22 protein-coding genes are annotated in these 23,222 nt (G+C 56.1%); 7 read left to right on the forward strand and 15 right to left on the reverse strand.

The features are described 5' to 3' along the window. Positions 1-14: 14 nt before the first annotated feature. Together AB1L30_RS03285 and mddA are read right to left on the reverse strand one after the other, a co-directional pair. Complete coding sequence (locus AB1L30_RS03285; protein WP_367011940.1) at positions 15-413, reverse strand: GNAT family N-acetyltransferase; 399 nt, start codon at positions 411-413, stop codon at positions 15-17. 100 nt (positions 414-513) lie between these two features. Next, positions 514-1,272, reverse strand: coding sequence for a methanethiol S-methyltransferase (gene mddA / locus AB1L30_RS03290; RefSeq protein ID WP_367011941.1), 759 nt, complete (start codon positions 1,270-1,272; stop codon positions 514-516). A 177-nt stretch (positions 1,273-1,449) separates the two neighbouring features. Here mddA and AB1L30_RS03295 point away from each other — a divergent pair, with 177 nt between their 5' ends. Then, positions 1,450-2,043, forward strand: coding sequence for a TetR/AcrR family transcriptional regulator (locus tag AB1L30_RS03295; RefSeq protein ID WP_367011942.1), 594 nt, complete (start codon positions 1,450-1,452; stop codon positions 2,041-2,043). Between the two features lie 156 nt (positions 2,044-2,199). Further along, positions 2,200-4,062, forward strand: a complete 1,863-nt coding sequence (locus tag AB1L30_RS03300) for a hypothetical protein (RefSeq protein ID WP_367011943.1) — start codon at positions 2,200-2,202, stop codon at positions 4,060-4,062. Here the strand turns inward: AB1L30_RS03300 and AB1L30_RS03305 are convergent. From AB1L30_RS03305 to AB1L30_RS03335, 7 genes are all read right to left on the reverse strand, one after another. Then, positions 4,047-5,048: an alpha/beta fold hydrolase gene (locus AB1L30_RS03305; RefSeq protein WP_367011944.1), complete on the reverse strand. Its 1,002-nt coding sequence runs from the start codon at positions 5,046-5,048 to the stop codon at positions 4,047-4,049. The two genes, AB1L30_RS03300 and AB1L30_RS03305, sit on opposite strands and share 16 nt — an antisense overlap. A gap of 9 nt (positions 5,049-5,057) precedes the next feature. Next, entirely contained in the window at positions 5,058-5,702 is a 645-nt protein-coding gene (locus AB1L30_RS03310) for a hypothetical protein (RefSeq protein WP_367011946.1), read from the reverse strand. A gap of 37 nt (positions 5,703-5,739) precedes the next feature. Next, entirely contained in the window at positions 5,740-6,246 is a 507-nt protein-coding gene (gene mscL / locus AB1L30_RS03315; RefSeq protein WP_367011947.1) for a large conductance mechanosensitive channel protein MscL, read from the reverse strand. Positions 6,247-6,397: 151 nt separating this feature from the next. Continuing rightward, positions 6,398-6,814 (reverse strand): hypothetical protein, encoded by a 417-nt coding sequence (locus tag AB1L30_RS03320; RefSeq protein WP_367011949.1) that lies wholly within the window; start codon positions 6,812-6,814, stop codon positions 6,398-6,400. A 101-nt stretch (positions 6,815-6,915) separates the two neighbouring features. Further along, positions 6,916-7,854: a glucosamine-6-phosphate isomerase gene (locus AB1L30_RS03325; RefSeq protein ID WP_367011950.1), complete on the reverse strand. Its 939-nt coding sequence runs from the start codon at positions 7,852-7,854 to the stop codon at positions 6,916-6,918. Positions 7,855-7,902: 48 nt separating this feature from the next. Continuing rightward, the gene (locus AB1L30_RS03330; RefSeq protein WP_367011952.1) at positions 7,903-8,652 is read right to left on the reverse strand and encodes a PIG-L family deacetylase; all 750 of its coding nucleotides are present in this window, start codon (positions 8,650-8,652) and stop codon (positions 7,903-7,905) included. Between the two features lie 216 nt (positions 8,653-8,868). Continuing rightward, positions 8,869-10,998, reverse strand: coding sequence for a carboxy terminal-processing peptidase (locus AB1L30_RS03335; protein WP_367011953.1), 2,130 nt, complete (start codon positions 10,996-10,998; stop codon positions 8,869-8,871). Between the two features lie 362 nt (positions 10,999-11,360). On the opposite strand from AB1L30_RS03335, the gene AB1L30_RS03340 reads away from it, so the two are divergent. From AB1L30_RS03340 to AB1L30_RS03355, 4 genes are all read left to right on the forward strand, one after another. Then, complete coding sequence (locus AB1L30_RS03340) at positions 11,361-13,175, forward strand: sigma 54-interacting transcriptional regulator (protein WP_367011954.1); 1,815 nt, start codon at positions 11,361-11,363, stop codon at positions 13,173-13,175. A gap of 103 nt (positions 13,176-13,278) precedes the next feature. Continuing rightward, on the forward strand, positions 13,279-14,232 hold the full coding sequence (locus AB1L30_RS03345) for an alpha/beta fold hydrolase (protein ID WP_367011956.1): 954 nt from the start codon (positions 13,279-13,281) through the stop codon (positions 14,230-14,232). A 143-nt stretch (positions 14,233-14,375) separates the two neighbouring features. Beyond that, positions 14,376-15,629 (forward strand): PQQ-binding-like beta-propeller repeat protein, encoded by a 1,254-nt coding sequence (locus AB1L30_RS03350; protein ID WP_367011957.1) that lies wholly within the window; start codon positions 14,376-14,378, stop codon positions 15,627-15,629. A gap of 114 nt (positions 15,630-15,743) precedes the next feature. Beyond that, positions 15,744-16,526, forward strand: coding sequence for a hypothetical protein (locus tag AB1L30_RS03355; RefSeq protein WP_367011958.1), 783 nt, complete (start codon positions 15,744-15,746; stop codon positions 16,524-16,526). Positions 16,527-16,619: 93 nt separating this feature from the next. On the opposite strand, the gene AB1L30_RS03360 is transcribed toward AB1L30_RS03355, so the two are convergent. The 5 genes from AB1L30_RS03360 to AB1L30_RS03380 form a co-directional block, all read right to left on the reverse strand. Further along, complete coding sequence (locus AB1L30_RS03360) at positions 16,620-17,543, reverse strand: DUF1559 domain-containing protein (RefSeq protein ID WP_367011959.1); 924 nt, start codon at positions 17,541-17,543, stop codon at positions 16,620-16,622. Between the two features lie 102 nt (positions 17,544-17,645). After that, positions 17,646-18,056, reverse strand: a complete 411-nt coding sequence (locus AB1L30_RS03365; protein WP_367011960.1) for a hypothetical protein — start codon at positions 18,054-18,056, stop codon at positions 17,646-17,648. A 422-nt stretch (positions 18,057-18,478) separates the two neighbouring features. Next, a complete protein-coding gene (locus AB1L30_RS03370; protein WP_367011962.1) occupies positions 18,479-18,757 on the reverse strand; it encodes a DUF4404 family protein in 279 nt (92 codons plus the stop codon). A 173-nt stretch (positions 18,758-18,930) separates the two neighbouring features. Next, positions 18,931-20,100 (reverse strand): PDZ domain-containing protein, encoded by a 1,170-nt coding sequence (locus AB1L30_RS03375; protein WP_367011963.1) that lies wholly within the window; start codon positions 20,098-20,100, stop codon positions 18,931-18,933. Positions 20,101-20,183: 83 nt separating this feature from the next. Continuing rightward, on the reverse strand, positions 20,184-21,182 hold the full coding sequence (locus AB1L30_RS03380) for a S1C family serine protease (protein WP_367011964.1): 999 nt from the start codon (positions 21,180-21,182) through the stop codon (positions 20,184-20,186). Positions 21,183-21,543: 361 nt separating this feature from the next. On the opposite strand from AB1L30_RS03380, the gene AB1L30_RS03385 reads away from it, so the two are divergent. Continuing rightward, the gene (locus tag AB1L30_RS03385; RefSeq protein WP_367011966.1) at positions 21,544-22,422 is read left to right on the forward strand and encodes an SDR family oxidoreductase; all 879 of its coding nucleotides are present in this window, start codon (positions 21,544-21,546) and stop codon (positions 22,420-22,422) included. On the opposite strand, the gene AB1L30_RS03390 is transcribed toward AB1L30_RS03385, so the two are convergent. Beyond that, on the reverse strand, positions 22,419-23,159 hold the full coding sequence (locus AB1L30_RS03390; protein WP_367011967.1) for a hypothetical protein: 741 nt from the start codon (positions 23,157-23,159) through the stop codon (positions 22,419-22,421). The genes AB1L30_RS03385 and AB1L30_RS03390 overlap by 4 nt on opposite strands. Between the last annotated feature and the right edge of the window lie 63 nt (positions 23,160-23,222).

Raw genomic sequence — 23,222 nt, forward strand, 5'->3', positions numbered from 1 at the left:
TGCCGCTTTGACGCTTAGCTGCGCGGAATGATCCAGCACGAGTCGTGCTTTTCCATGCCAATGTGCGGGTAATAGCTGGCTGCCTTGGGTGCTGCCAACAGAAGCAAGATGGTGTGCTTGCCGGCTGCTTCATGGGTTCGCGAGATCAACTCTTTGCCGATGCCTTGCTTCTGGAACGCTTCGTCCACCGCCAGATCGGCCAGGTACGTTGCGTGGGCAAAGTCGGACATGCTGCGTGCGATTCCAATTAATCGGCCTTCGCTTCGGGCAGTCACCAGGATGTCGGCATTGGCGACCATCTTGCTCAGCTTCTCACGATCGTCGGCAGGACGACGTTCGGCCAGCGTGGAACGTAGAAGCACATCCAGATACTCGTCGACAGAAAGATCTGGCTCGATGTTGTATTCGATCATGGGGCAATCGCAGGGTGACAAAAGAAAGAACCGCTGGCTAAGACACGCAGGTCCGCCAGCGGTTCATCATAGTTCCGCGGATCGTCTTTCACCAAGGTGGTTAGGCAACCAGTGTTTCCTTGCCTGGCTTGCGACCGAAGAGTCGTGGGATGAACATCGGCACGGTCTGTTGATACTCGCGGTAGTCGTCGCCATGGAACTCGACCAGGTCACGTTCTTCGACGATCGCGGCCAGGCCCATGTAGGCGGTCATGCCGATGGCAAACAACAAATGGCCAGCGGTCATGGTCGGCGTGAACCAGAAGGCTGCCGTCCAAGCCAGGTACAGCGGGTGACGAACGATGCTGTAGAGCAGGGGAGTGCGAAATGGCAGCGGGCTGTATTCGCGTTCTTTCATGTGCAGCCAGGCCTGACGCAGCCCAAACAGATCGAAGTGATTGATCATCAGGCTGACGACCGGGACCATCGTAAATCCGATCAGGTATAACCCCCACAACAACGTCCGCATCGCAGGGTTCTGAACGTCCCAGATCACCATGTCGATCCCTTGCCAGCAGCCCATAACAATCGCCAGCACGACGATCGATGCGAAAACGTAGGTGGCTCGCTCCATCGGGGCTGGGACAATCTTTGTCCACATCTGCTTAAATCCTGGCCGCGCCATGGTCGAATGTTGGCCAGCAAACAGCAAGATCAAGGCAACGTCGACAGCGATCGCGCCGGCCAACGGAAGGCTTGAAGGCGTATCGATGGTCACGGGAACGAGGATGCCTGCGAGAAACGCCATGAAGTACGCGGCAATTGCCAGGAAGCCCAAGTAGCCAAGGATCGCGTAAAGGAAGGTGAATGTTCGTGCCATGATCGGATACCTTTTCGTGTAGTCGAATGAACGAGTGGTTGTTGATTCATCTCGGCGACCAGTGCCAAGACACGGCATTATCGGGGAAGGAGGCGATTCGTCGCGTTTACTTCTGGTACACTTCTGGTTGACTCGTGGTACACCTAAGAGTCGGGCAAAAGTGCTAAGGGGGAAATTATGGTCAAAGTGCCAACTCGAGATCGCTTGATCGAGGCCGCGAGTAACCGCTTCTATCGCGATGGCTTTCGCAATGTCGGTATCGACCAGATCCTGACCGACGTAGGTATCAGTAAGACCGCGTTTTATAAACACTTCGAGTCGAAAGACGACCTCTTGTTAGCTGCGCTAGACGAAAAAGGGGACTGGCTTTATTCGATGTGCCAGAAGGTCGTCTGGGAGCGAGGTGGTCCGACACCGGAAGGGCAACTTCGCTCGATTTTCGATCTCGTCGATATGTTCCTCGATGACGAAAAATTTCATGGCTGTTTCTTCGTTCGTGCCGCCATGGAGTTCCCTTTACCGCAAGAACCGGTCTTCCAGGCCGCCGCCCGCAACAAGATGACGGTCGAGTTGTTCATCACGCAGTTGGCTCGGAACTGTGGCGTTGAACAGCCAGAGGACCTTTCGCGCAAGCTCTGCCTGATCATTGAAGGGGCGTACGTAACCCGGCACGTGACCCAGAACCGCGATACCAAGCGAATGACGCGCGAACTGGCCGACATGATCATTGCGGAAGCTCTCGACAGCCGTTCGGCCGAGCCCACCGCTTAGTCGGCCGAAATCTTTCTGTCGCAAATCTGCCTCAGGCTCCCTGATCGTTCGGTAGTCTGCAAAGTAAACTAAGAAGCTGGTGATTCATGCTTGCCATCGGCACTTTCAGCCGACGACCAGGCTTCCTCTGACTTTGTTCGCAATCTTGTGAGTTCTATGCAGTCGATTTCCGCGATCGATCGTCGTCACTTCCTGGCATCTTTGCTCGCTTCCGGCAGCTTGCCGTTTCTCGATTCGATCGCCGAAGCGGAAGAGGCTGCGGCATCATCTGGCGGCGATGCCCTGGTCCGCTGGTGGCCAGTTCAAAAGAAGCCGGCCTCGGTCATTCGTACGACGCTGATCGAAGATCTGCCGGTGGTGCATGGCGAAGATGGCCAGCAATCGCAAGGAACCTTCGGGGCTCTTTCAATGTTGCTGCAATCGCTGTCGGGGCTCGCCGCTCAGGCAGTCAACGAAGAGCGATCGGACGAACTGATCTGGATCGAAACCAATCATCCGGCTTACCGGCGTTGGTATCGAGAGACGATCGCGCGGACAGGGATCGTCGACCAAGGGCAGCTCGACGTGTGGAAGTTGTTGGCTCGCTGTCAGCAGCGTGATCTGGTGAAGGGCTACGTGTTGATGCGGCTCGATCGATCCGAAGGAGCCGAGCATCAGGTCCGCGACAAGATCGACGAATCAGTCAACGTCGCCACGGCGCTATGCGGTGTTTTAGGAGCGATCTTGGTTGACGAAAGCTTGGAAGAACAGATCCGGGAACTTGGCTTCGAGAAACTCGCCGATGCCCGGCAGATGACGCTGGCGGACTGCTTTGAAACGTATCGCGACCAGTTCAATCGAAGCTTGATTCTGGCTCAGGATCCGCGCAAGCCGTTCATGCGCGAGCTCGCCATTGCCCATCGCTGTCTGGTCATCCATGGTCAGGCGAAGCCAGTTCCGCAGATCTTGCGTTGGCTAAAGCCACTTAGCAGTGTGCTTGGCTGGAATGCCGGCGATGAAGGTGCCCAGGTTCGTCAGTTCTCGGAATATGGTCACGTGCTGACGGTTTCGGATTGGGCTCGTGGGATTCCGCTGCTGTCGGTTGCCTACGACGAACAAAACTTGCCAAAGGTCGGGGGCATCGATCCTGCGAAGATCGATTGGTCGTGGCAGGGCCCATGCCATGCGATGGTGATGAGCGACGGCGACAACGTTCAATGGGCACTCGGCGATTTCACCGAGACTTCACGTCGCGAGTTCTGGGACGATCCGACCCATGGTTGGTTGCCCTTTTCCTGGACGACCCCGACGATTCCGCTCGCTCAAGCGGCGCCGGTGGCTGCCGACTACCTCGCGAAAACGAGGCGACGGAATGTTTCGCTGGTCGAGTTCGGAGGCGGATATATCTTTCTCGATTGTTTCGGACGACGACGCGACGAAGCAGATTTGCTCGATCAATACGCCATCCGCTTGGCGGCCTGGATGAAGGCGACCGATACCCGCGTGCTGAGTCTGCTGATGTGGGACATCGACAGCGAAGAGGCTCAGCGTGCCTATCAAACATTGGCCCGACGCATGCCAGACCTGGTCGGGATAATCGCGATCGAGTACTCGCCGTACGAAGGAGGCGAGGGCAGGGTGTTTTGGGTCGACAACGGTCAGGGGAGCCAGCTGCCGGTGATGACCTGTCGTTATGCCTTGTGGGCTCAAAGCAATCGGCCGAACACTGGTTCACCAAGCGAAGTCGCGGCGATGGTTCGTCGCGATCTGACGGCAGCAACCAAGCCCGAAGATCAACTCGCTTGGACGATCGTTCATGCGTGGTCGTGGTTTCGTGATGCCAACCGACCAGAGGAGGAAGAAGTGCGGCAGCAAGGTGCCGAACGACGTGGAGCCCGGCGTGGGCATGTGGTTGCTCATTGGTGCCAGGAGAAGCTGGGAGACGACGTTCGTCCGGTCTCGATCGAAGAACTGCTCTGGCGGCTTCGCATGGCGAAAGACCCCGAGCGAACCCGTCAGGCGATTCAATCGGAAGAGTAGCTCTTCACAGAATGCCGCTTGGTGGCGTCTTCTTCGGCGGAGATCGCTTCGTGTTGCGTTTCGGCATCTTCGTCGCTGCCGGCGGCCAAATCACCACGAAAGACTTCCTCCCAAAACTCGATTGCTCGCTGTTCGTATTCTTCAGGACGCGTATGCCAGCAGTTTGCGTGAGAGGCCCCATTCACTTTCCAGAATGTCTTGGGAGGTCCAGCCGAATCGTATACAGTTTGCGAGGTGTCCTCCGGGAAGAGCTGATCTTCTTCCGCATCGATAATAAAGATCGGCCGAGGCGAGATCTCTTTGACCGCCGTGCGAGGTTCCACCAGACGCAGTTTCGTACCGAGCGACCAGTCGACGATTGTCCGCAGGAATCCACCAATCAAATTGCGAGGAGCGCGGGTTAGCTTGTTCGCGACATGTCCCAACATGATGGTCATGGAAACGAAGGGACTTTCAGCCAGCACACCTCGAATATCACGATCTTTCGCGGCAGCCATAATTACACACGCGGCGCCGAGCGAAAGCCCATGCAGACCTACCAATCGTGGGTCGACTCCTGGCTGGCGGCGTATCCAATCGACGGCATGTAGCACGTCACGCCATTCGAGAAAGCCGAGGGTCGAAAATCCCCCTTCGCTATCGCCACGCCCACGGTTGTCGTACAGCAGGACGCTGTAGCCAGCGCGGTATAAGTACGAAACGTGTGGCATCATTTCAAGCGAAGGGCCATCGATGCCATGCACGACAACGATCGCTTTGTCACTGGAACCTTGCCAGAATCTTCCACGCAGCATCGTTGATTTTTCGCCGGAGAACTCCACACGCTGCGGTGCAGGTAGCGAGAAGTTGCGGGGACGATAAGGATCGACGATTTCGCCCGCCTTGTAGGTCCCGCTGAGCAGCTTGCGAACGAGGATCCGTATTCCCGCTGCAAACCCAATCAAGACGACCGTTAAAATAGCGGACGTTATCCAGATTCCGTTCATGATCGCTCTTTAATTGACGCGGACCGGCGCGATACTACCGTCGGTGCGGGCAACCGGTTCGAACAGTTCGTCGGACTCGAATAGTTCCTGAGGCGTGATCATGCCTGGCTGCTGTTCGAGAACACCGTTGCCGTCATACTCAGGCTGAGATTTCAAGCAATACGCCCCGAGAGCGCTGCAGAGCCAGCGGCTGTCGTCTTCGATTAGTGAATCGACCGCCCGGTTCGCTTCTTCCGAGGTCAGCCAATTGACGATCCAGCCGAAGAAGTTCTTCTGCAACGCAAGATTGGCCGTGGTGGTGTAGTCGAAGTCGGTCCCGAGTTGTTCTTCCGCCGTCTCCGCGATGCGATCGGCCAGATCCGCCGTCAAACCTTTTGGCTTACGGAAGATGACGTAGCGGTCGTCCTTCGGCCAGTACTCGACGCTCAGCTTCGAGCGGACAACCCCCTTGGGATACGCCGCTTCGACGCATTCGTCTTCGCCGGTAACTACAAAAACGTGCGAAACCGTGACGTCCGAAATCTGTTTCCACTGTTGAACCTGAGCAATACCCTTCGAGAACCAACTGCCGGCATGATTAAAGCCGATCCAGCCGCGTTCGTAGTCTTGCCCATACGTTGCCGGTGTTGTGTTGAAAATCTTAATGGGTGCCATGGTCCTATGTTAAACTCAAAAACGGGTGACATGGTTGTTAGGTTGCCGCGCCTTGCCCTGCTTCCAGTGCCGGTAGTTCCGCTGTGCAATGAGCGCAACGCGTTGCCCGGTAAGGAATCGTCGACAAGCAGTAAGGGCACTTCTTGTTTTCAGGGTCGCCTGGTTCCGGCTTCTGACCACCGAAGGTGTCTTCCAGCCTCTTATCGAGCTGGTTCACCATGCGGATGAGCAGAAACATGGCGAAAGCGACGAGCAAAAACGAGATGATATTGTTGATGAACAGCCCGTAGTTGATCGTCGTCAGACCAGCGGCTTGGGCCTGGGCCAGCGTCGTGATCGATGGATCTGTTTCCTTCTGGTTCAACACAAGGAACAAGTCGGAGAAATCGCTGCTGCCCAAAACGTAGCCAAGCGGAGGCATGATGACATCACTCACCAGGCTCTTGGCCACCGAAGTAAATGCGGCGCCGACCGTGAAGCCGACTGCCATGTCCATCAAGTTTCCCCGCAGCGCAAACTTCTTAAAGTCGCTGATCACCCCCATGGTGCGCATCCTCGTTACGGCATGTGATTGTTGTACGTTGCAAAGGTGCAACTCTCATGCCATTTTGGGCAAGATATGCCGGCCCCGACAATGCGAATGCGGCTTATCTACGGATAAAACCGGCGATTGGCTCGGTTTGCGGGTGTTTCGCTCAATAACCGTGATCGAACGATTGCTGAACACTCGGTCGCATTAAAACCAAAATGGTGAAGACGCCCAGGACCGTTCCCAGGGGAAACATCAAACAGGTGGCACCAGCTACCACCATGCAAGCCGTGTAATTCCGACGCTTCGGAAGCAGCATCGCAATCAACAAGTTGCCGACGATCATGATCAGGTTGATGCCCATCAGCACCAGGATGAAGAGCATGAAGACCGCGCCAAAGGGACGCATCGCTTCCGGCTGCGGTCCCCCAGAAGTAAACGCTAAGACGAACAACAACTGAATTCCCAACACGATCAAGCCCAGGACGTCGAACGCCGCCATCACGTAATAAAAGATCGACAGCATCTTCAAGTGCTGCTCGTCGTTGGAGTCGACTTCGGGGCTTGGGTTGCTGATTTCCATGAACGCTTGTCGGCGAAGAGTAGTAGTTAGGTGCACTTACCGCGAGCAACCATCGCTGAGTTGGCGATGATTGCCAAGGCTGATTGGCGGGGCGAAGTGGTTTAGTGCATTTCCGTTTCAACCACACCGATGCCACCACGATAGTAACTGAACGTGACGTTCGGGTGATCGGCCAGCAGCGAAATCGGAACGCTGGTGTCGGCGATCCCTTTGCTGATCATCAAGGCGGACAGCCGAATGCCGAACGGATTGTCGTGATGCCCTGGGTGCCAGATCGAAACGCGTTCTGCTTTCCAGGTTTCTTTTGGTCCGACGGTGCAGGCCCGAGTTGGGACCATTGGTACGTATCCACCCCCGCTCGTACGAGCGTTCTGAATAACAGTCATCGGATGCAAGTCGGTCACGCGCGTCCCGAGGGCTCGGTACACTTGTGGCGGCGGCGGAGCGTCGACGTAATCTCCTTCGCGTTTGGGGGGATCGTTGAAGGCCCAGTGTTTGACTTCGCCCTGGCCTCCTTGCATCACGACGCAGCGGATGTCGTCGTAAGAACCGGAATACGCATCGAGGTCACCGGTCGGGAAGTGCAGATTCGCTTCTGGAATTGCCAGCTTGGAATCGATACGGTCAAAGCAAAGGTCTTTGTCTGCCTTAGCGAATGACAACGGAAAGTCGACCGCGACTGGAATGTCGTTCGCGTCGACCCATTCGTCCATGCCCCAGAAGTGAGCGTCGTGCTTCTTGAGGTTGAGCCTCAGGGCGTTAACCATCCGCGCGACGAGCGGCAACTGTTCGGTCGGGCCAATCGGACCACAGATGCCGCAAGGATTGTCAGGCGTGCTTTGCTGCCAGGCTTCGATGTATTCGAGGGCTTCGGCGCAGTAAAGCTCTTCCAGCGTATCGAAGATACGAACCTCGAAGCCGGGACGCGAGAGCTGCAGCAGATCGTCGGCGGTCAGTTTGGCGGCATCGGCCAACAGGTGTTCGTCCAGCGTTGTGTAGTCCCACCACTGCGGTGCCACTTTGCTAATCGGTCGGGCCATCGTCGATTCCTTGCGTCTGGAGGAGGGAGGTTGTCAGCGGAGGCGGCATCAGGGGAGAAGTTCTGCGAGCAAGTCGTTCTGCGGAAACGCATGTCCGCGATGTTGCCGAAACGACTCGGCGTAGGGCTTATGGATCAACTCGCCACGTTGGGCGGAATGCCGCTTCATGGCGTCGATATATTCGTCCATGCCGTGATGGGCCCGTAACCATTCACGCTGCGAAGCATGGCAGGCGAGCATCTCGGCTTTGGTTTCGATCACCTCCGACACATCGATTGTCACTGTTGGCGTGACCATCTCGCCGGTGTAGGGATTCTTGCCTTCGATCGGATCGGCGTAGTAGAGGTGCGGAATATGGGCATCGGCCGGCAAGGGCAGTGTCGAAGCGTTCGGAATCGGAAAGCTGAACGCGGCGCTGCGAGCCAAAAGATGGGTTTGTTCGTGATCGAGCATGTAGTCTTCGCGCGGGTGCGTGATCACCAGGTGCGGACCGATCTGACGAAAGAGATTGATTGCCTTGCGGTTGGTCTCTTGGCTGAAGACGACATTCACGTCTGGCTCGGCCAGCGAGTGATAGGTGCCGCCGATCAGTGTCGCCGCGTCGCTGCCTTCCTGTTTGCGAATCGCGGCAATTTCTTCACGCGAAAGCTTATCCGAGCCGCAGTCGCCATTGGCCGAAGTCGCGATGTGCACCTCCCAGCCCAGCGATGCGAGGCGAATCAGAACGCCCCCGCACAAGATCTCGGCGTCGTCAGGATGGGCCATGAAACAAAGGACAACGGGCTTGGCTGGGCTCAAGGATCGCTCCCGGTCAACAATTCAGGAAGGTAGTCGCAGGAAGGGGGCCAGGACGGCGCGATGGAGGTGGCCAAAGTTTACCAAATGAATAGGCGATCGCCGAAAAGAATTTTCAGGTGTCCGGCAAAAAGAAGTTCGCAGGGCACGCGCATGAAAAAAGGCCCTGATTTACCAGGGCCTTTTCGCGTTTCAAGAGATGGCGATCGTCGGGCGAACCTAGTTGTTCGCGGCGACCTTCTGCTGTTCGAGCAGCTTGACGTAGTCTTCGGTGATCCGAATGACTTCGTCGAAGTAGTAATCGCGATCAACGATCTCGTTAGGATCTTTATCCTCAGAGTTCACGAGGCTTTCGATTTCCTTTTCCCGTTCGCTCAGGGCTTCATATTCCGCCATGAACTTCTTCTGGTTCAGATCGACCTGTTTCTTGTCTTTCTGTTCCAGGTAGGTGCCGATCATCTTGTTCAGCTTGGCGAAGTCTTCGGAAGACTGCACCCGCTGCTGCGACAAGCGATTCAGCTCGGTCACGATCGGAGTCGCGTTGGCATTGCTCTTCGGGAACTCGGTGGTGCGGACCGTATCGAACGGAACCGGGTAATCGAGGTCACCTTCAGCAATGTCCATGTTGGCGGTCAACGCTGGCAGTGGGACGTCGGCTTCGACACCCTTGAGCTGCGTGCTCTTGCCGCTTGGGCGATAGAACTTCTGTAGCGTGATCTTCAAAGCACCCAACGATGGAGGATTGACCGGGTTGGCACCCATCAGTTCTTCGCGACCCAAATCGAGCAGCGTTTGAACGGTACCCTTACCGTGGGTTTGTTCGTCACCGACAACGATACCACGACCGTAGTCCTGGATGGCACCGGCCAGAATTTCGCTGGCACTTGCACTCATCTTGCTGGTCAGCACGACCAGTGGGCCATCCCACAGCATGCCGCGGTTGATGTCCTTGTAAGGATGCACGTTGTTCTCGGCATCTTTGACCTGAACAACCGGGCCTTCGTCGATGAACAAACCGGTCAAGTCGATCGCTTCGGTGAGGCTACCACCACCGTTGCGTCGCAGGTCGAGCACAACCGCCTCGACACCCTTGATGCGGAAGTCGGCCAGCAGACGAGCGACGTCGACCGTGCTTCGCTTGACGTTCGGTTTTTGGGAACGAGCCGCTTCCATGTCCAAGTAGAACGATGGCAGGTCGATCCAACCGATCTTCATCTTGCGACCATCTGGCGTGGTGGCGTCGATCACTTCACCACGAGCTTCGCTATCGGTCAGGGCAACCTTGGCGCGGGTGATGTTGTAGATCTTGGTCTCGCCTTTACCCTTCTTCTTCACGCCAAGGCGAACAATCGAGTTCGCCTTGCCGCGAATCAGATCGACCACGTCGTTCAGCTTCATGTCGACCACGTCGACCATTTCACCATCGGTGCCCTGGCCCACGCTGACGATCACGTCTTCTGGTTCGAGCTTTTCTTCGGCGTTCTTTTTGCCGTGCTTGTCAGCCGCACCGCCTGGGATGACCTTCGAGACCTTGCAATAGCCATCCTCCGACAGCAGGGCAGCCCCGATGCCTTCCAGGTTCAATCGCATCTGGATGTTGAAGTTCTCCAGCGTGCCTGGCGACATGTAAGTCGTGTGCGGATCGTACGACGAAGTGATCGACGTCAGGAAGACCTCCAGCAGTTCGTCTTCGCTGGTCTGGGCGATTCGACGAGCGTAGCTGTGATAACGCTTGCCGATTCGTTCCTTGGCTTCTTCCAAGGTCTTGCCATCAGCCATTTGCGACAGCAGGTCGTACTTCAGACGCTTACGCCAGCGATCGGTCGCTTCGGCGTCGTTGGCTGGGTAATCAACCTTATCGCCGTCGGTCACAAACACTTCGTCATCGTCGAAGTTGAAGTTGTGGTCGGCCAGCAACTTGTCGACCGTTTCGACACGCTGCAGGGTACGCTGGATAAAGCGATCGTATACTTTGTGGGCGAACTCGGTGTTACCGCTGCGGATCTGGTCGTCCAGCAAGTTGCGGTTCACGGCGAATTCAGCGACGTCCTGCTGGGTGAAGTACAACTTCAGCGGATCCCAGAACTTCAGGAACTTGTCGAAGGCACGCTGGGAGATCGTATCGTCCAGCGGCATGTTCGAGAGATGATCACGAAGAAGCAGTCGCGAAACCATTCGCGAGATGTGACGTTCCGGCAGGTGCCGGTTCTGACCTGCTAGCGGCCCTTGGGCAGGCGCGTCCTTGGGAGCCAAGGAGGCTGCGACCAATGCGGCAAATGTAGCAATTACGGTGAATAGGAAGAACGCGGGATGGCGCAAATGTGTCCAATTCCGTCGAACGTTTGCCATGATATTTCCTTATCGCAAGTCGTGAGCGTAGTTTGAGCGATTAGCAGATTTGGGGGTATGCAGGAAGGTCATCCACTATCGTATAGGGCTGGGCAACTCCACTCAAGGTGAATGCTGGCTACCCTCTAGGATCGACAATCTTCTATCGATACGTCCAACAACCCACAAAAGTTGGCTGGGTTACGGATCAATTCCTGGCTTTTCCCTACCGTTTTTCGTGACCCGACTGGCAGGTTGAAGCGTAAATTCCATAAGATAAGTCAGGTGCAAAGTTTAGTCGCAAACTCCACGGTCACATACCGTAAGTGGGGTAATACGGGGAAGTCTCGGCCAAGCTGATGGCGATTTATAGCTACCTTAAAATGATTTCGGGCAACGGTCCGGGAAAGAACTTTCCCCTAGAGGCCTCGCGCGACAACCTTATCGGACGAGGGTTGGAGTGTGATGTCACATTGACCGATCCCCTCTGCTCGCGGGTCCACGCAGCGGTCTATTTCAAGAACGGAAAATGGTACGTTCAGGACCGAGAAAGCCGCAACGGCAGCTATTTGAACGACCAGCCGGTCCAAGAGGCCGAATTGAAAGATGGATCGCGATTAAAAGTTGGGGACACTGAGTTTACCTTTAACCACAGTGCCCAGCCCCCCACATCGCACGACGAATTGCCACCCAGCATCACGCAGACCATCGTCCGCAACATGCCGGTCAATCCGCAAGACACCAACCTGATCGCCCTGAAAGAACTAAAGGACTATCAGCAGGCTCAGCGGTTGCTACTGCTTCACCAGTTCGCCATCCGGTTGTTGGGCGAAGACGACCCAAATACCATCGTCCAAGTCACTTTGGAAATGGTGAAAGAACAGACCAAGGCGGTCGTCGTCGGGTTTTTATGGCTGAGCGACGACGGCAAGCTAAAGGCGAAACGGATCTACCCTGAGGATACCGAGGGGCCAGCTCCCCTCAGCGAAGCGTTGACCGAAGTGGTGACGAAGAAGGGGAATGCCGTCTGGATCGCCAACGAAGCCCCAGGCGAAACCAGCAAAAAACTGACTCATTTTGCCGACGCGATCTGCGTTCCACTGATTCACAACAAGAAGACATTTGGGGCGCTGCATCTGTATCGTGAACGCGAGCGGTTCTGGCATAACGAGCTCGATTTCGCGATCTCGGTCGGCAACATCCTGACGATTGCCTTGCTGCGGGCCTGGAAAGTTACCCAGTTGCAGGCCAGCTACCAGCAATTGGTCGATAAATCGGCCGCATTTGACGAGCTAATCGGCGAGAGTCCAGCCTTGGGCGAGCTGAAGCAGAAAATCGCTCGCATATCGAAGGCAGGCGGCTGTGTTCTCGTGCGGGGCGAAAGTGGCAGCGGGAAAGAGCTGGTCGCCAGAGCACTGCACAAAGCGTCGAACCGGGCCGATCGGCCAATGCTCAGTGTGAACTGCGCGGCATTGCCCGAGAACCTGATCGAGAGTCAGTTGTTTGGCCACAAAAAGGGAGCTTTCACTGGGGCCGACGCGGACCATATTGGCTTTTTCCAACAAGCCGACACGGGAACTTTGTTTCTCGATGAAGTGGGCGAATTAACCCTGGATGGTCAGGCCAAACTGCTGCGGATTTTGGAAGGGCACCCATTTTTGCCTTTAGGGGCGACTAAGGAAGTAAGTGTCGACGTTCGAGTGATCGCGGCGACGAATCGAGATCTGGCGGAATTCGTTCGCGAGAAACGGTTTCGGGAAGATCTCTATTATCGTTTGAGCGTATTTGAGCTATACATTCCTCCGTTACGGGAACGGGGGACCGATATTCTTCTTCTGGCTGATCACTTTCTCGAACACTTCCGCAAGTCGCATGGTCGGCCGTTATTGACCCTGTCCGATGGGGCGAAGAGCAAGCTTGCTGAATACAACTGGCCAGGCAACGTTCGCCAGTTGCGGAATGTGATCGACAGCAGTGTTGTTTTGGCCGATGGCGAGTCGATCCAGCCGCACGATTTAGGACTTCGCGATGCTGGTCTAAACGAGCCCGAGTCGTTAAGGTTTGACTTCTGGGAAAAGAAACTGATCGAAGAAGCCCTCTCCAGAACTGGAGGGAACATCCCGGAAGCCGTAAAATTATTGGGAACAAGCCGAGCGACACTCTATCGAAAGATCGAAGAGTACCAAATTCAGCGCTAGTAAAACGAACTGCATGGATGGCAGGGTAAAACCCTGCGGCTGAAAAATGCTGGCCAGATCTTCTTATGTACTGACCTCGGTGAGGCCATTCCGACCTCATCCATTGTTGCGCAATTCTCATGCGCAGACCATCCTTGGTGCGTACTGGCATGGACACGACATTAGTTACGCCGCTCGACAGCATTTTGTGCTGTTTGAAGACGGTGATCAGATCGTTTTGCATGACGATTGTCCCAAAACCTGGAAGCCGGGTCGGCGAACGGTCTTGCTGATTCATGGTCTGGGTGGCTGTCACAGCAGTGGTTACCTGGTGCGAATCGCCCATAAGCTTAATACGCTGGGGATCCGAACGTTCCGCGTCGATCTCCGTGGGTGCGGTGCCGGCAAGCACCTGGCGAAGCGACCTTTCCATGCCGGCTGCTCGGAAGACATCGCCCAGTGCGTCGAGGCCATCAGCGCCTTGTGCATGGGCTCGCCGATGACCTTGTGCGGCTTCAGCATGGGCGCGAACATTGTGCTGAAGCTTGCGGGCGAAATCGGCAATTCCCGGATGGGAGGCGTCGACAGTGTGATGGCGGTGGCTCCGCCGATCGACTTGGCCTACTGTTGCCAGAACATCTCGCGAGGCTTCAATCGGCTGTACGACTGGGACTTCTCGCGTCGTCTGGTGCGAATGGTCGAAGGGCGGATCGCCAAAGATAAAGACTTCTACGGTGGCTTTCGTTTCCAACAGAAGCCAGGTCGAATCGTCGATTTTGATACGGTCTTCACTGCGCCGCAGTGTGGATTTGAATCGGCCGACCATTACTACAAGACCGCCAGCTCGGCCCCGGTTTTGCCGAAGATTCAATTTCCCGGCCTTATTCTGACGGCCGACGACGACAGTGTCGTGCCGGTTGAGATCTTTTCGCGCAATCCTCGCTCGAGCAGTGTCGAGCTGGAAATCACGCGCGGCGGTGGCCATCTTGGCTTCATCGCACCCAAAAGCCTTGCTCCGGATCGTCGCTGGATGGACCAGCGTGTGGTCCAGTGGATCGCGAAGCTCGATTCTCGCTAGTCGATTCGGCTGAAATTGGCAGTGGATCCCTGGTTCTTTTGGTAGGCCCCGCTTTCGGCGTGGAAAGTCGACCCAAAACCGATTACCATCAAGGGCGAATGTCCCTTCCCCAGGTCCCGCCTTTTCCGTTCGGAATCGAATCTATGTCGACAAGTCGCCTCCTGCTTGCCGCTATGTTATTGGCTGTCACGACTTCCTCGCTCTCTGCTCAGCAGTGGACCCGTTTCCGTGGTCCAAATGGCAGTGGTATCGCGCCGGCGGCCGATATTCCTTCCGCTCCGCAGCCATCCGATTTCAATTGGAAGGTGAAGCTGCCAGGCCTGGGGCACTCGTCGCCTAGCATCTGGGGCAATCGCGTCTTTCTAATGAGCGCCGATCCCGATAGCGGCCTGCGATATGTGGTATGCCTCGATGCCCAGACTGGCAAAACGATTTGGCAAAAAGAGTTCGCCGCAGGGGCCAGCCATCTCCATTCCAAGAGTAGCTATGCCTCCTGTTCGCCCGCTGTCGACGATATGCATTTGTATGTGGCCTGGGCCGACGATGAACAAACAATCTTGATGGCTTTGAACCACGATGGCGAAACCTCATGGCGAATCGATCTCGGGCCTTGGGTCAGTCAGCATGGCTTCGGGACTTCGCCGATAGTGCTGGACGACAAGGTCATCATCTCGCTGATGCAGCTCGGCGATGAAGGCAAGCTGCGTGGTCGTCCGATTGGCAAGAGTCGACTGGTCGCCTTCGATCGCAAGACAGGCGAACGCGTTTGGGAAGTCGAACGAGAAAGCGACGTCGCGGCGTACTCGGTTCCTTGCCTGTACGAAGGGAAAGATGGCCAGAAGATGCTGATCTGCAACAGCAGTGCTCATGGCATCGCAGGGCACGATCCTGAAACTGGCAAGCAGCTTTGGAACGAAAAAGTCTTCAACATGCGAAGCGTCTCGTCCCCAGTCGTTGCCGGCAATCTGGTGCTGGGCTCCAGCGGTTCTGGCGGTGGCGGCAATACGATAAGTGCCGTCGATCCGAATGGTGGTGAGCCAAAGCTAGTTTGGAAAATGGCTCGCCAGGCGAGTTATGTGCCGACTCCTGTGGCGTACGAAGGCAAGCTATTTGTCTGGTACGACAAGGGAATCGTGAGCTGCCTGGATGCCGCCACCGGCAAGGTGCTAGGGCAGAAGCGAATCGGCGGCAACTATTACGGGTCGCCGGTCTTGGTCGGGGATCGTCTATTCTGCATCTCGGAAGAAGGTAACCTCGTCGTCGTTTCGGCCGACACCAACTTGGAAGTTTTGGGCGAAACGTCGCTCGGCGAAGGGAGCGAGTCGACTCCTTCGATCTCGGATGGGGTAATGTACCTGCGAACCTATTCGCACTTAATGTCACTTGGCGGTAAGTAGGCGTCGAGCAATCATATTCGAGTTTCTGTCGACGACTGAATTGAATCGCTGATACCTCGTGGTTACATTAGCGGGCCTACCAATCGAGAGGTCTGCAACCAAGAGGTATCTTCTGTGAGTCACGACGAAACGAACGAATCGAATCCATTCTCCTCGCCGATGGCCCCAGAGATTCGCACGGCCGCGACCAATGCCCAGGTCGGTCCTGGTTTTCTGTGCGATGGCACCGCTCTCGATTCTTTCGCTCAGGGCGGAAAGCTGATGGGAGAGCACTTCTGGTTGCTGCTGGGGTTGACGGTCCTTTCCATGGTCATCCGAGCGGTCGGCGACTACCTCGACAACGCGTTTAGTGCGGCAGGCTTCGAGCCGTCGCTTGGTGTGCTGTTGTTAGGCACGGCCTATAACATCTTTATCAGTATTCCGGTCGGTACCGGACTTGCCTATGTGTTCTTGCTGCCAGCCCGTGGCCAGCAGTTTGAATTGGGGGACCTATTTGCAGCGTTTCAGCGGAACTATATTCCCGCCGTCGCGGCAGGATTCGTGAAGGTGATCCTCATCATGCTGGGGTTTGTGCTACTGGTTGTGCCTGGGATCTATCTGGCGATTAAGTTTGCGTTTGTCGAGTATCTGGTGATTGATCGGAAACTGTCGACGCTTGATTCCCTGAAGGAAAGTTGGCATATGACCAATGGTCACGAGCTGACGCTGCTCGTAAACATGTTGCTCTCGATCTTGATTTTTATCGGGGGTATGCTGCTTTGTCTTGTTGGCGTGGTTTTCTCGATCATGTGGATCTCGGCTGCGTACGCAGTGCTTTTCTACTATGCGGAACGCTTGCGACAAGACGAGGGCATGCCGGAGCCGGAATCGACAAGCGACAATCCTTTCGCGAACTAAGATTCGATCGAAAGCGATCCAAGAAACAAAAAAGGAGTGCTCGCGAATGCAGGCACTCCTTTCTTTTTGAACATCAACAATCGATGGCATCCCTTACGGAACGGTGATTACTTCTCCGTTCTGCATTGTGCTGAGGCCACGCCAGACAGTGATGTCGATCGTTTCCGGCATGAAACGGACCGAGCCATCGCACATTGCTACTTGAACGCCGCCTGGGTGTTGACTTCGCGACGAGAATATCAAGGGATTGCTGGCATCGGCAATCGCCGTGTAGCCCTGGCAAGGCATGCCCCGCGTCGGGTTCGACTTGCAGAAGCCACTGTTCAGTGCGTCAGGCGAAGTGGTGTTCGGAGCGTAATGGGCTGTCACGCCGGAACCTGGTCCCCACCAGGTCAGCCCGCGAAGGTCCTGGCTTTCGAGACCTTGGCGAACTTCCATCAGCATCAAGGTGTTGCTGGTCCCATCGACAACGTCTCGCAGGCCGTAAGTCTTACAGGTGCCCGAAGCACTGTTCTCGTTGTGGAACGGCCCCGAGGCGAAGGTGACGCCGTTCAGCGGAGTGACTCGCAGCGACGACGTGTTGCCGAGGTTCACGGCATAGTTGTACTGCGGAATGCTGTTGTACCACTGGGTCTCGGTGTCGCTGGGACAACTCATCAGGTCGATTCGGATCTGGCAAACGTTCGACTGATTGGTTCCGGTGTTGTAGTTCTGGCTTTCGGTCCATTGATCGTACATCGCGTTTTGTTCGATGTAGGGCAAAACGCCTTTCACCCAGCCATCTCCGGTGGTGTCGCCGATGTAGCCAATCGGTAGCGAGTTCACCACATCGTGATAGTTGTGCATGGCCAGCCCCAGTTGTTTGAGGTTGCCACTGCACTGGATACGACGAGCCGCCTCGCGAGCCTGTTGCACGGCCGGCAACAGCAAGGCAATCAAGACGCCAATGATGGCGATCACTACGAGCAGTTCAACGAGCGTGAACCCGCGGCGACCTGGCAGAAGAGAAACGGACATGGAACTGTTCCTTGGGGAAAACGAGATGGAATGATGCGGAACCAAAATCGTTGAGAGCATCGGCAGCGATCGCAGTGTCTAATGGGCCGATGCGATGGAATTCTATCGGGTGATCAAGAAGTCGAACTTGTTCGGTCCAGACTCCGAGACATCTGCCGTGAGCTCGCTCTTCTTGTTGTATTTCGCCGGGATCAATTCTTTCCGCGGCGGGCCTGGGTTGTTCATCATGTCGTCGGCCGAGCGATTGTCTTCGACCGGTTCCAGGGCGTTGATATAAACGCGGTAGCTGCCGGGCAGAAGGCCTTTGTCGGCGGGGATCTCGTATTTGCCATCGGCAATCATGGCACCGGTCGCCGTGGTTCCGGATTGCGGTTCGAAGCGAATCGAACCTTCGACAATCGGCACACCATCCAAGGTGACATCGCCGGTGACTGCTTTCCGTCCGCCGGTATCAATCGCCGAGCCACAGCCAGCCAGTGTCATCGCGACTAAGAAGAATAAGGTGCCCGTCATCGCAAAACGGTAGGGATGCGCGCAGCGCGATCCTAATGCTGAATGAAGCATGTGCATGGATGGAGCTTTCCGAATGGAATAAAGGAAGAGTGCCTTGGGGGAGGGCAGTTCGCTGGCCGTGAAGAACCCACAGCCTTCATGATGGTTAAACCCGTCGATCGCGATGAAGGCTCGAACAAATTTCAGAAATCTAAGAAATTTGGTCGAGTCAATGCGGTGCGGATGCAAGGCACGCCGCAGCCGGGATGCCATCCCCGCATGGGAGAGAAGGCCAGAAGGGATTCATGTCGCCCCCAGGCAGAGAGCCAATTGGCAAAGCGATTGCCCAAGAGTGGTTCGCGTGCGAAGTGACCAGTCGAACCAATCAAGACATCGGCCATTTCGAGGTCGCCGAGCCTTGATTGTTGTCGGATCGCGAACGCTTACAGCCCGCTGTTGCCGAGGATGTCGGCCAGGTTGGTCAGCACCTTCGTCAGGTTCGGATAGCTGCTTTCCTCGATCTGTTCGTTGCGCTGCGCAAGAGTTTCGCGGAGCGATGGATGACGCAGGGCTTCGGTGTCTTCACGATGCAGTGCATCGTTGATCGACTCCATCACACCTTCGAGGTGGCTCTTCGTTTCGTCGTCCAGTTGGTCGACATCACGCAGTTCGCGTTGCAGTTCAGAAAGGGTGTCGCGGAGTTCGTTCAGCTTGTCTTGCATGGAACCGTCGATCAAGTCGTGGGGGTGCTGCGGAAAACGTCTTCGCCCGGCAGAGCGAATCTGCCCCAAGGTAATTGGGCTTGGCCCGATAGGCTACTGGCAGCTAAAGGGCCAATAGCCATTTTACCTCGTTTGGTCCCTGATGGGGAAGAAGTCGAGGGCCACGGACCCGATTAGTTCGACGTTTCGCGAGGAATCCAGCGAGTTTCGCCTGGATCCAACTGCTCGTCCGAGATCACCGGCTTGGCACTCAAGCGGGACTGAACGTATTCCCCTTTGCTGGTCGCCCCAGCGGCCGATAGCATCTTGGTCACGCTTCGCGACAAGTCGTCCGCCGGAATGGCAAACGTCGCCACACGGCCAGCTCGAGCGATATTCAGGCCGACGACCTGACCGTCGAGGTTCACGATCGGACCACCGCACTGTTCTGGCTGCAGATAGCTGTCGTGCTGAAATACCGAAGGGAATCCGCTTCGTCGTTGGCTCAGTTCACCACCCAGATGGTTTTGAAACTCGTGCCGAGCCTGGTTCGGGCCAGCGACCCATTCGCCCAGGATCACGTTCAGGTTCATTTCTTCTTCGGAACGCTTCAGTTTGACTCGCAGCGAATCACCAGGCTCGTAAGTCCGGACCAGCTCAATCAGGTGCGTCCCGGTGTCGATCAATTGGTCGTTGATCGAAAGGATCACGTCTTGAGCCAGGATACCAGCCGTTGCGGCGGCACTTTTCTCGACGACCATATCGACCCGCGCCGGGCCAGGATCGCGCGAAAGCATCACGCCGAGCATCGCGTTCTTCATTTCAACCGCATGCGGTGTCAGACCATAGACGCCGATCGCGACTGGCTCTTCGCCGAGTCCAGCGGTTGCCAGAAGACTGCCAACGCCAGGCTTGTTGCCGCTGGCCAGTTCCATTACCGGCAAGTTGCGGGCTTCAATGCGAACCAGGGCCAGGTCGTTTTCTTTATCGACCGCGGCGATCTCATTCACCAGGTATTGGTCGCCATTGGCCAGTTCCGCCACGAGAGGCGTCTTGCTGCCGAATGTATTGACGAGGCTCCCTTTGGTGACGATCAGACCGGTCGAGTCGACGATCCCGCCCATGGCAACCCGTTTGCCATCACGCTTCAGTTCGACCGTGGCGGACCGAACGTTTTGCACCACCGAGTGAAAAGCCCCTAAGACTTCACTGCTGCTGCGTTGGTGGACGCGTTTCATGAAACGCATCGCGATGCCGTCACTTTCAAAGACCTGGGCGCTGACTGGGGTCGGGGCGAAAACCGCGATCGCCAGTGGCGCTACGATGGCCAAGGACAGCAAGGAATTCAAACGAAACCGGGGCATGTGCTCACTCCGTTGTTTCGTCGCCTATTGGTACGGTGGGCACTGATTTCATGTGCGTGCCCATATCGAAGCTAGTGTTCCCTCTAGTTCGTGTCCAACTTGCGACGGTCTGCAAGTTCAACTTCAAGAGTAATAACGTCGCCCGAGCCGCGCCGTATCCGTACCTTTACGCGATCGCCCGGAGAATACTGATTCACCATCAGCTTCAAATCATCGAAAGAACTGATCGCACGACTGTTGAATCGCAAGATCTGATCTCCCTCTTGGATTCCCGCCAAAGCTGCCGGGGAATCCGGGGTGACGCGTGTGACAACAACGTCCTGTCGGTCAGGTTCACAACGTACACCCAAATATGGTTGCGTTCCGCCCAAGCGGCCCCACACCTCCGACTTCTTCAGTCGGTCGATGTTTTCGAGGTACTGCGAGGCAGGGACGTGAAGGTTGGCGGTGATGCGGTTGCCGATGCGGCTGTTAATTCCGATCACGTTGCCTTGAATATCGAGCAAAGGTCCGCCGCTGTCTCCGCCGACCAGCGTGGCATCGGTCGCGATGACATCTTGGCTGCTGGCCAGCACGCGGCCAATTCGCAGGGCAGGGCGGCGATCTTTCACAATCCCGCCGGCATGACCCATCACCAGTACCCATTCCCCTTCGCGAAGGTTCGCGGTGGCACGGACATTCAGGTGAGCGTATTTGCCTGGCGTGGTAATCTGGATGGCACCTGAGTCGATACTACGGTCCATCCCCAGGGTTACTCCTTTGACTCGACGTCCATCGTTCAAGATGACTGTCACATCTCGGCCAGGCTCGCCGATCACGTGGCCGGCTGTCAGGATCAAGCCATCTTCGGTGACGATCACGCCGGAACCTTGAGCGGGTCCGACGATCACGCCGACAGTGGCGTTCATCGCTTTCTTGGTCGTTTGCTGAATCTGGCTCTCCATCGATCGCAGATCGGCGACATCATGAGGAGCATCGCCAGTCAGGATTTCCGAAAAGTGCGCCGTGCGTTGGATCTGCGGCGTCGCCTTATCTTGAGCAGATGCGAGGACCGGCAAGCAAAGAACGAGAACGCAAACCAATGAGAATTTTCGGATGGTAGCTACCTGGCTGCCAGAAGCAAAAGAAAGAGAAGTTGTGTTCCGATAATTCATGATTTGCCCTTTGGATTCTGATTTGACAACCTCGAATACGCGGGAAACGCATCGGGGTTCGGTCTTATTCTAGGAATCCGATCAAGAGCTTGTCACGCTCTTGGTCACCAGCAGCCGAGGTGGCACTAAGTCTCGTGGGGCGCTGCGTTCACGATATAACAGCTCCATAGTAGTTAACTCCGCAAGGCTTTGGTAGGGGCTTGTTGGAATTGGTAAAAACGTCAGAAGCGGTGAATTTGTCACGATTTAGCGATTGCCAGCATCCCGTAGCTGGAGGAGTTTAGGCGAAATGTCCACACGCACGCGAATGGTTGTCGGATGTGGCTATGTAGGTCGACCGCTGGCGGCTGCATGGCAATTAGCGGGGGATAAGGTTTTCGCAACGACTCGGCAGCAAGGGCGAGCCCGACAGTTTGAAAACGCTGGTTGGCTACCTATTTTGGCTGATGTCACTAAGCCGGAAACTTTGCGCCACTTGCCAGAGGCCGACACGGTGGTTTTCGCCGTTGGTTACGATCCGAAAGGGGAGGCAACCCGCGAACAAGTTTACGCCGAGGGTCTGAAAAATGTCCTGGAGAATCTTCCCGAGTCGACGAGACGCTTGGTGTTCGTCAGCACGACCGGTGTCTACGGCGATGCCGCGGGACAGACGGTCGACGAGAACACTCCTTGCGATCCGGCTCGACCAGGCGGCAAGGCATTCGTCGAAGCCGAGAGCTACCTGCGAAACCATCCCATCTGGTCGCAGCGAAGCGTGATCTTGCGAATGGCCGGCATCTATGGCCCCGATCGGATTCCTCGTTCGGCCGACATTCAAGCCGGCAAACCGATTCCAGCCCCAGGCGGCGGTGCCTTGAACTTGATCCATGTCGACGACTGCGTCGCGGCCATTCGATTGGCGGCCGATGCCGAAGTTGTCTCGCCAGTCTACATCGTCAGCGACGGAACACCGGTCGATCGTCGCGATTACTACCGCGAAGTGGCCCGGCTGCTTAACGCACCCGAGCCGACATTCGAAGAGCCTGATCCCGATTCTCCCGCAGGCCGGCGTTCCCAATCTGATCGAAAGATGAGCAACCAAAAGCTCGTCGACGAACTTGGGTTTCAGCCGTTGCATGGCAGCTATCGCGAAGGACTCGCCGCCATCCTGACGGGGGACGAGAGTTAAACAAGGTTGTTAGCGGCCAGGACAAGTAATGCGAGGCAGATTGGGATGACAAGTCCCAGGTAGTGGTAGCGGTCGCGCGGGACGCCCCGATAGTTGTCGCGAGCAATTCCGACGAGCATGAGAACAGCAAGAGCAGCTCCGATCAGGTAGTCACTGGAGTGGATCTGTCGCAGCAGCCCATGGATCGGATTCGTCGGCTCCGTTACGAAAAAATCACTGGCGATGCTTGGAGTGAATAGCAACGCCGAGAAAAAGAGTTGGCTGCCGATCTGCATTAAGACCAGCAGGATAAACCACTTCCAGTAGCCTCTTTCGTGCGTGCCCTTAATAAGCCAACAGACCAGCAGCACTTGTAGGCTGTACGCCAGGAAATCGGGGACATTCAACAGGATAATCGCTGTCTGCTTGGTCATGTCAGGGACAAGATTGGCCAGAAGAAAGGCCCCTTCCGTCAACAAGTTGGCCAAGGAATCAAGCAGCGAAATCAGCAGAAGCCAGTGCCCTGGCTGTAAGGCAGGAAATTGCTTTTTTCCAGCGGCAAACAGCCCGATCGCCAGTCCCAGCCCGGCAGCAATTCCGAGAAGAACAACACGGCTGACAAAAATCAGCCCTGCGAGCGGACTAAAGTCGAGAGCAAAGTCTAATGCCTCATAATCGACTGCGATTGAAAGCAGGACACCCCCGACGACATAGGCCCAAACCCAGCGAGGAGTCAGCCGAACGCCGGCGTCTGCCATCGGTGACTTCGGCGTTGCTTCCGACGGAGATTGGAAGGGATTCTCAGTAGACGCTGGTGCCAT

The organism is Bremerella sp. JC817 (assembly GCF_040718835.1).
Taxonomy (GTDB): Bacteria; Planctomycetota; Planctomycetia; order Pirellulales; family Pirellulaceae; genus Bremerella.

Coding starts and splice junctions, on each gene's coding strand:
- AB1L30_RS03375 (WP_367011963.1), bottom strand. CDS start 20,100: ATGCCCCGGTTTCGTTTGAATTCCTTGCTGTCCTTGGCCATCGTAGCG.
- mddA (WP_367011941.1), bottom strand. CDS start 1,272: ATGGCACGAACATTCACCTTCCTTTACGCGATCCTTGGCTACTTGGGC.
- AB1L30_RS03300 (WP_367011943.1), top strand. CDS start 2,200: ATGCAGTCGATTTCCGCGATCGATCGTCGTCACTTCCTGGCATCTTTG.
- AB1L30_RS03385 (WP_367011966.1), top strand. CDS start 21,544: ATGTCCACACGCACGCGAATGGTTGTCGGATGTGGCTATGTAGGTCGA.
- AB1L30_RS03295 (WP_367011942.1), top strand. CDS start 1,450: ATGGTCAAAGTGCCAACTCGAGATCGCTTGATCGAGGCCGCGAGTAAC.
- AB1L30_RS03365 (WP_367011960.1), bottom strand. CDS start 18,056: ATGACGGGCACCTTATTCTTCTTAGTCGCGATGACACTGGCTGGCTGT.
- AB1L30_RS03350 (WP_367011957.1), top strand. CDS start 14,376: ATGTCGACAAGTCGCCTCCTGCTTGCCGCTATGTTATTGGCTGTCACG.
- AB1L30_RS03370 (WP_367011962.1), bottom strand. CDS start 18,757: ATGCAAGACAAGCTGAACGAACTCCGCGACACCCTTTCTGAACTGCAA.
- AB1L30_RS03335 (WP_367011953.1), bottom strand. CDS start 10,998: ATGGCAAACGTTCGACGGAATTGGACACATTTGCGCCATCCCGCGTTC.
- AB1L30_RS03325 (WP_367011950.1), bottom strand. CDS start 7,854: ATGGCCCGACCGATTAGCAAAGTGGCACCGCAGTGGTGGGACTACACA.
- AB1L30_RS03390 (WP_367011967.1), bottom strand. CDS start 23,159: ATGGCAGACGCCGGCGTTCGGCTGACTCCTCGCTGGGTTTGGGCCTAT.
- mscL (WP_367011947.1), bottom strand. CDS start 6,246: ATGGGGGTGATCAGCGACTTTAAGAAGTTTGCGCTGCGGGGAAACTTG.
- AB1L30_RS03320 (WP_367011949.1), bottom strand. CDS start 6,814: ATGGAAATCAGCAACCCAAGCCCCGAAGTCGACTCCAACGACGAGCAG.
- AB1L30_RS03340 (WP_367011954.1), top strand. CDS start 11,361: ATGATTTCGGGCAACGGTCCGGGAAAGAACTTTCCCCTAGAGGCCTCG.
- AB1L30_RS03305 (WP_367011944.1), bottom strand. CDS start 5,048: ATGAACGGAATCTGGATAACGTCCGCTATTTTAACGGTCGTCTTGATT.
- AB1L30_RS03310 (WP_367011946.1), bottom strand. CDS start 5,702: ATGGCACCCATTAAGATTTTCAACACAACACCGGCAACGTATGGGCAA.
- AB1L30_RS03285 (WP_367011940.1), bottom strand. CDS start 413: ATGATCGAATACAACATCGAGCCAGATCTTTCTGTCGACGAGTATCTG.
- AB1L30_RS03360 (WP_367011959.1), bottom strand. CDS start 17,543: ATGTCCGTTTCTCTTCTGCCAGGTCGCCGCGGGTTCACGCTCGTTGAA.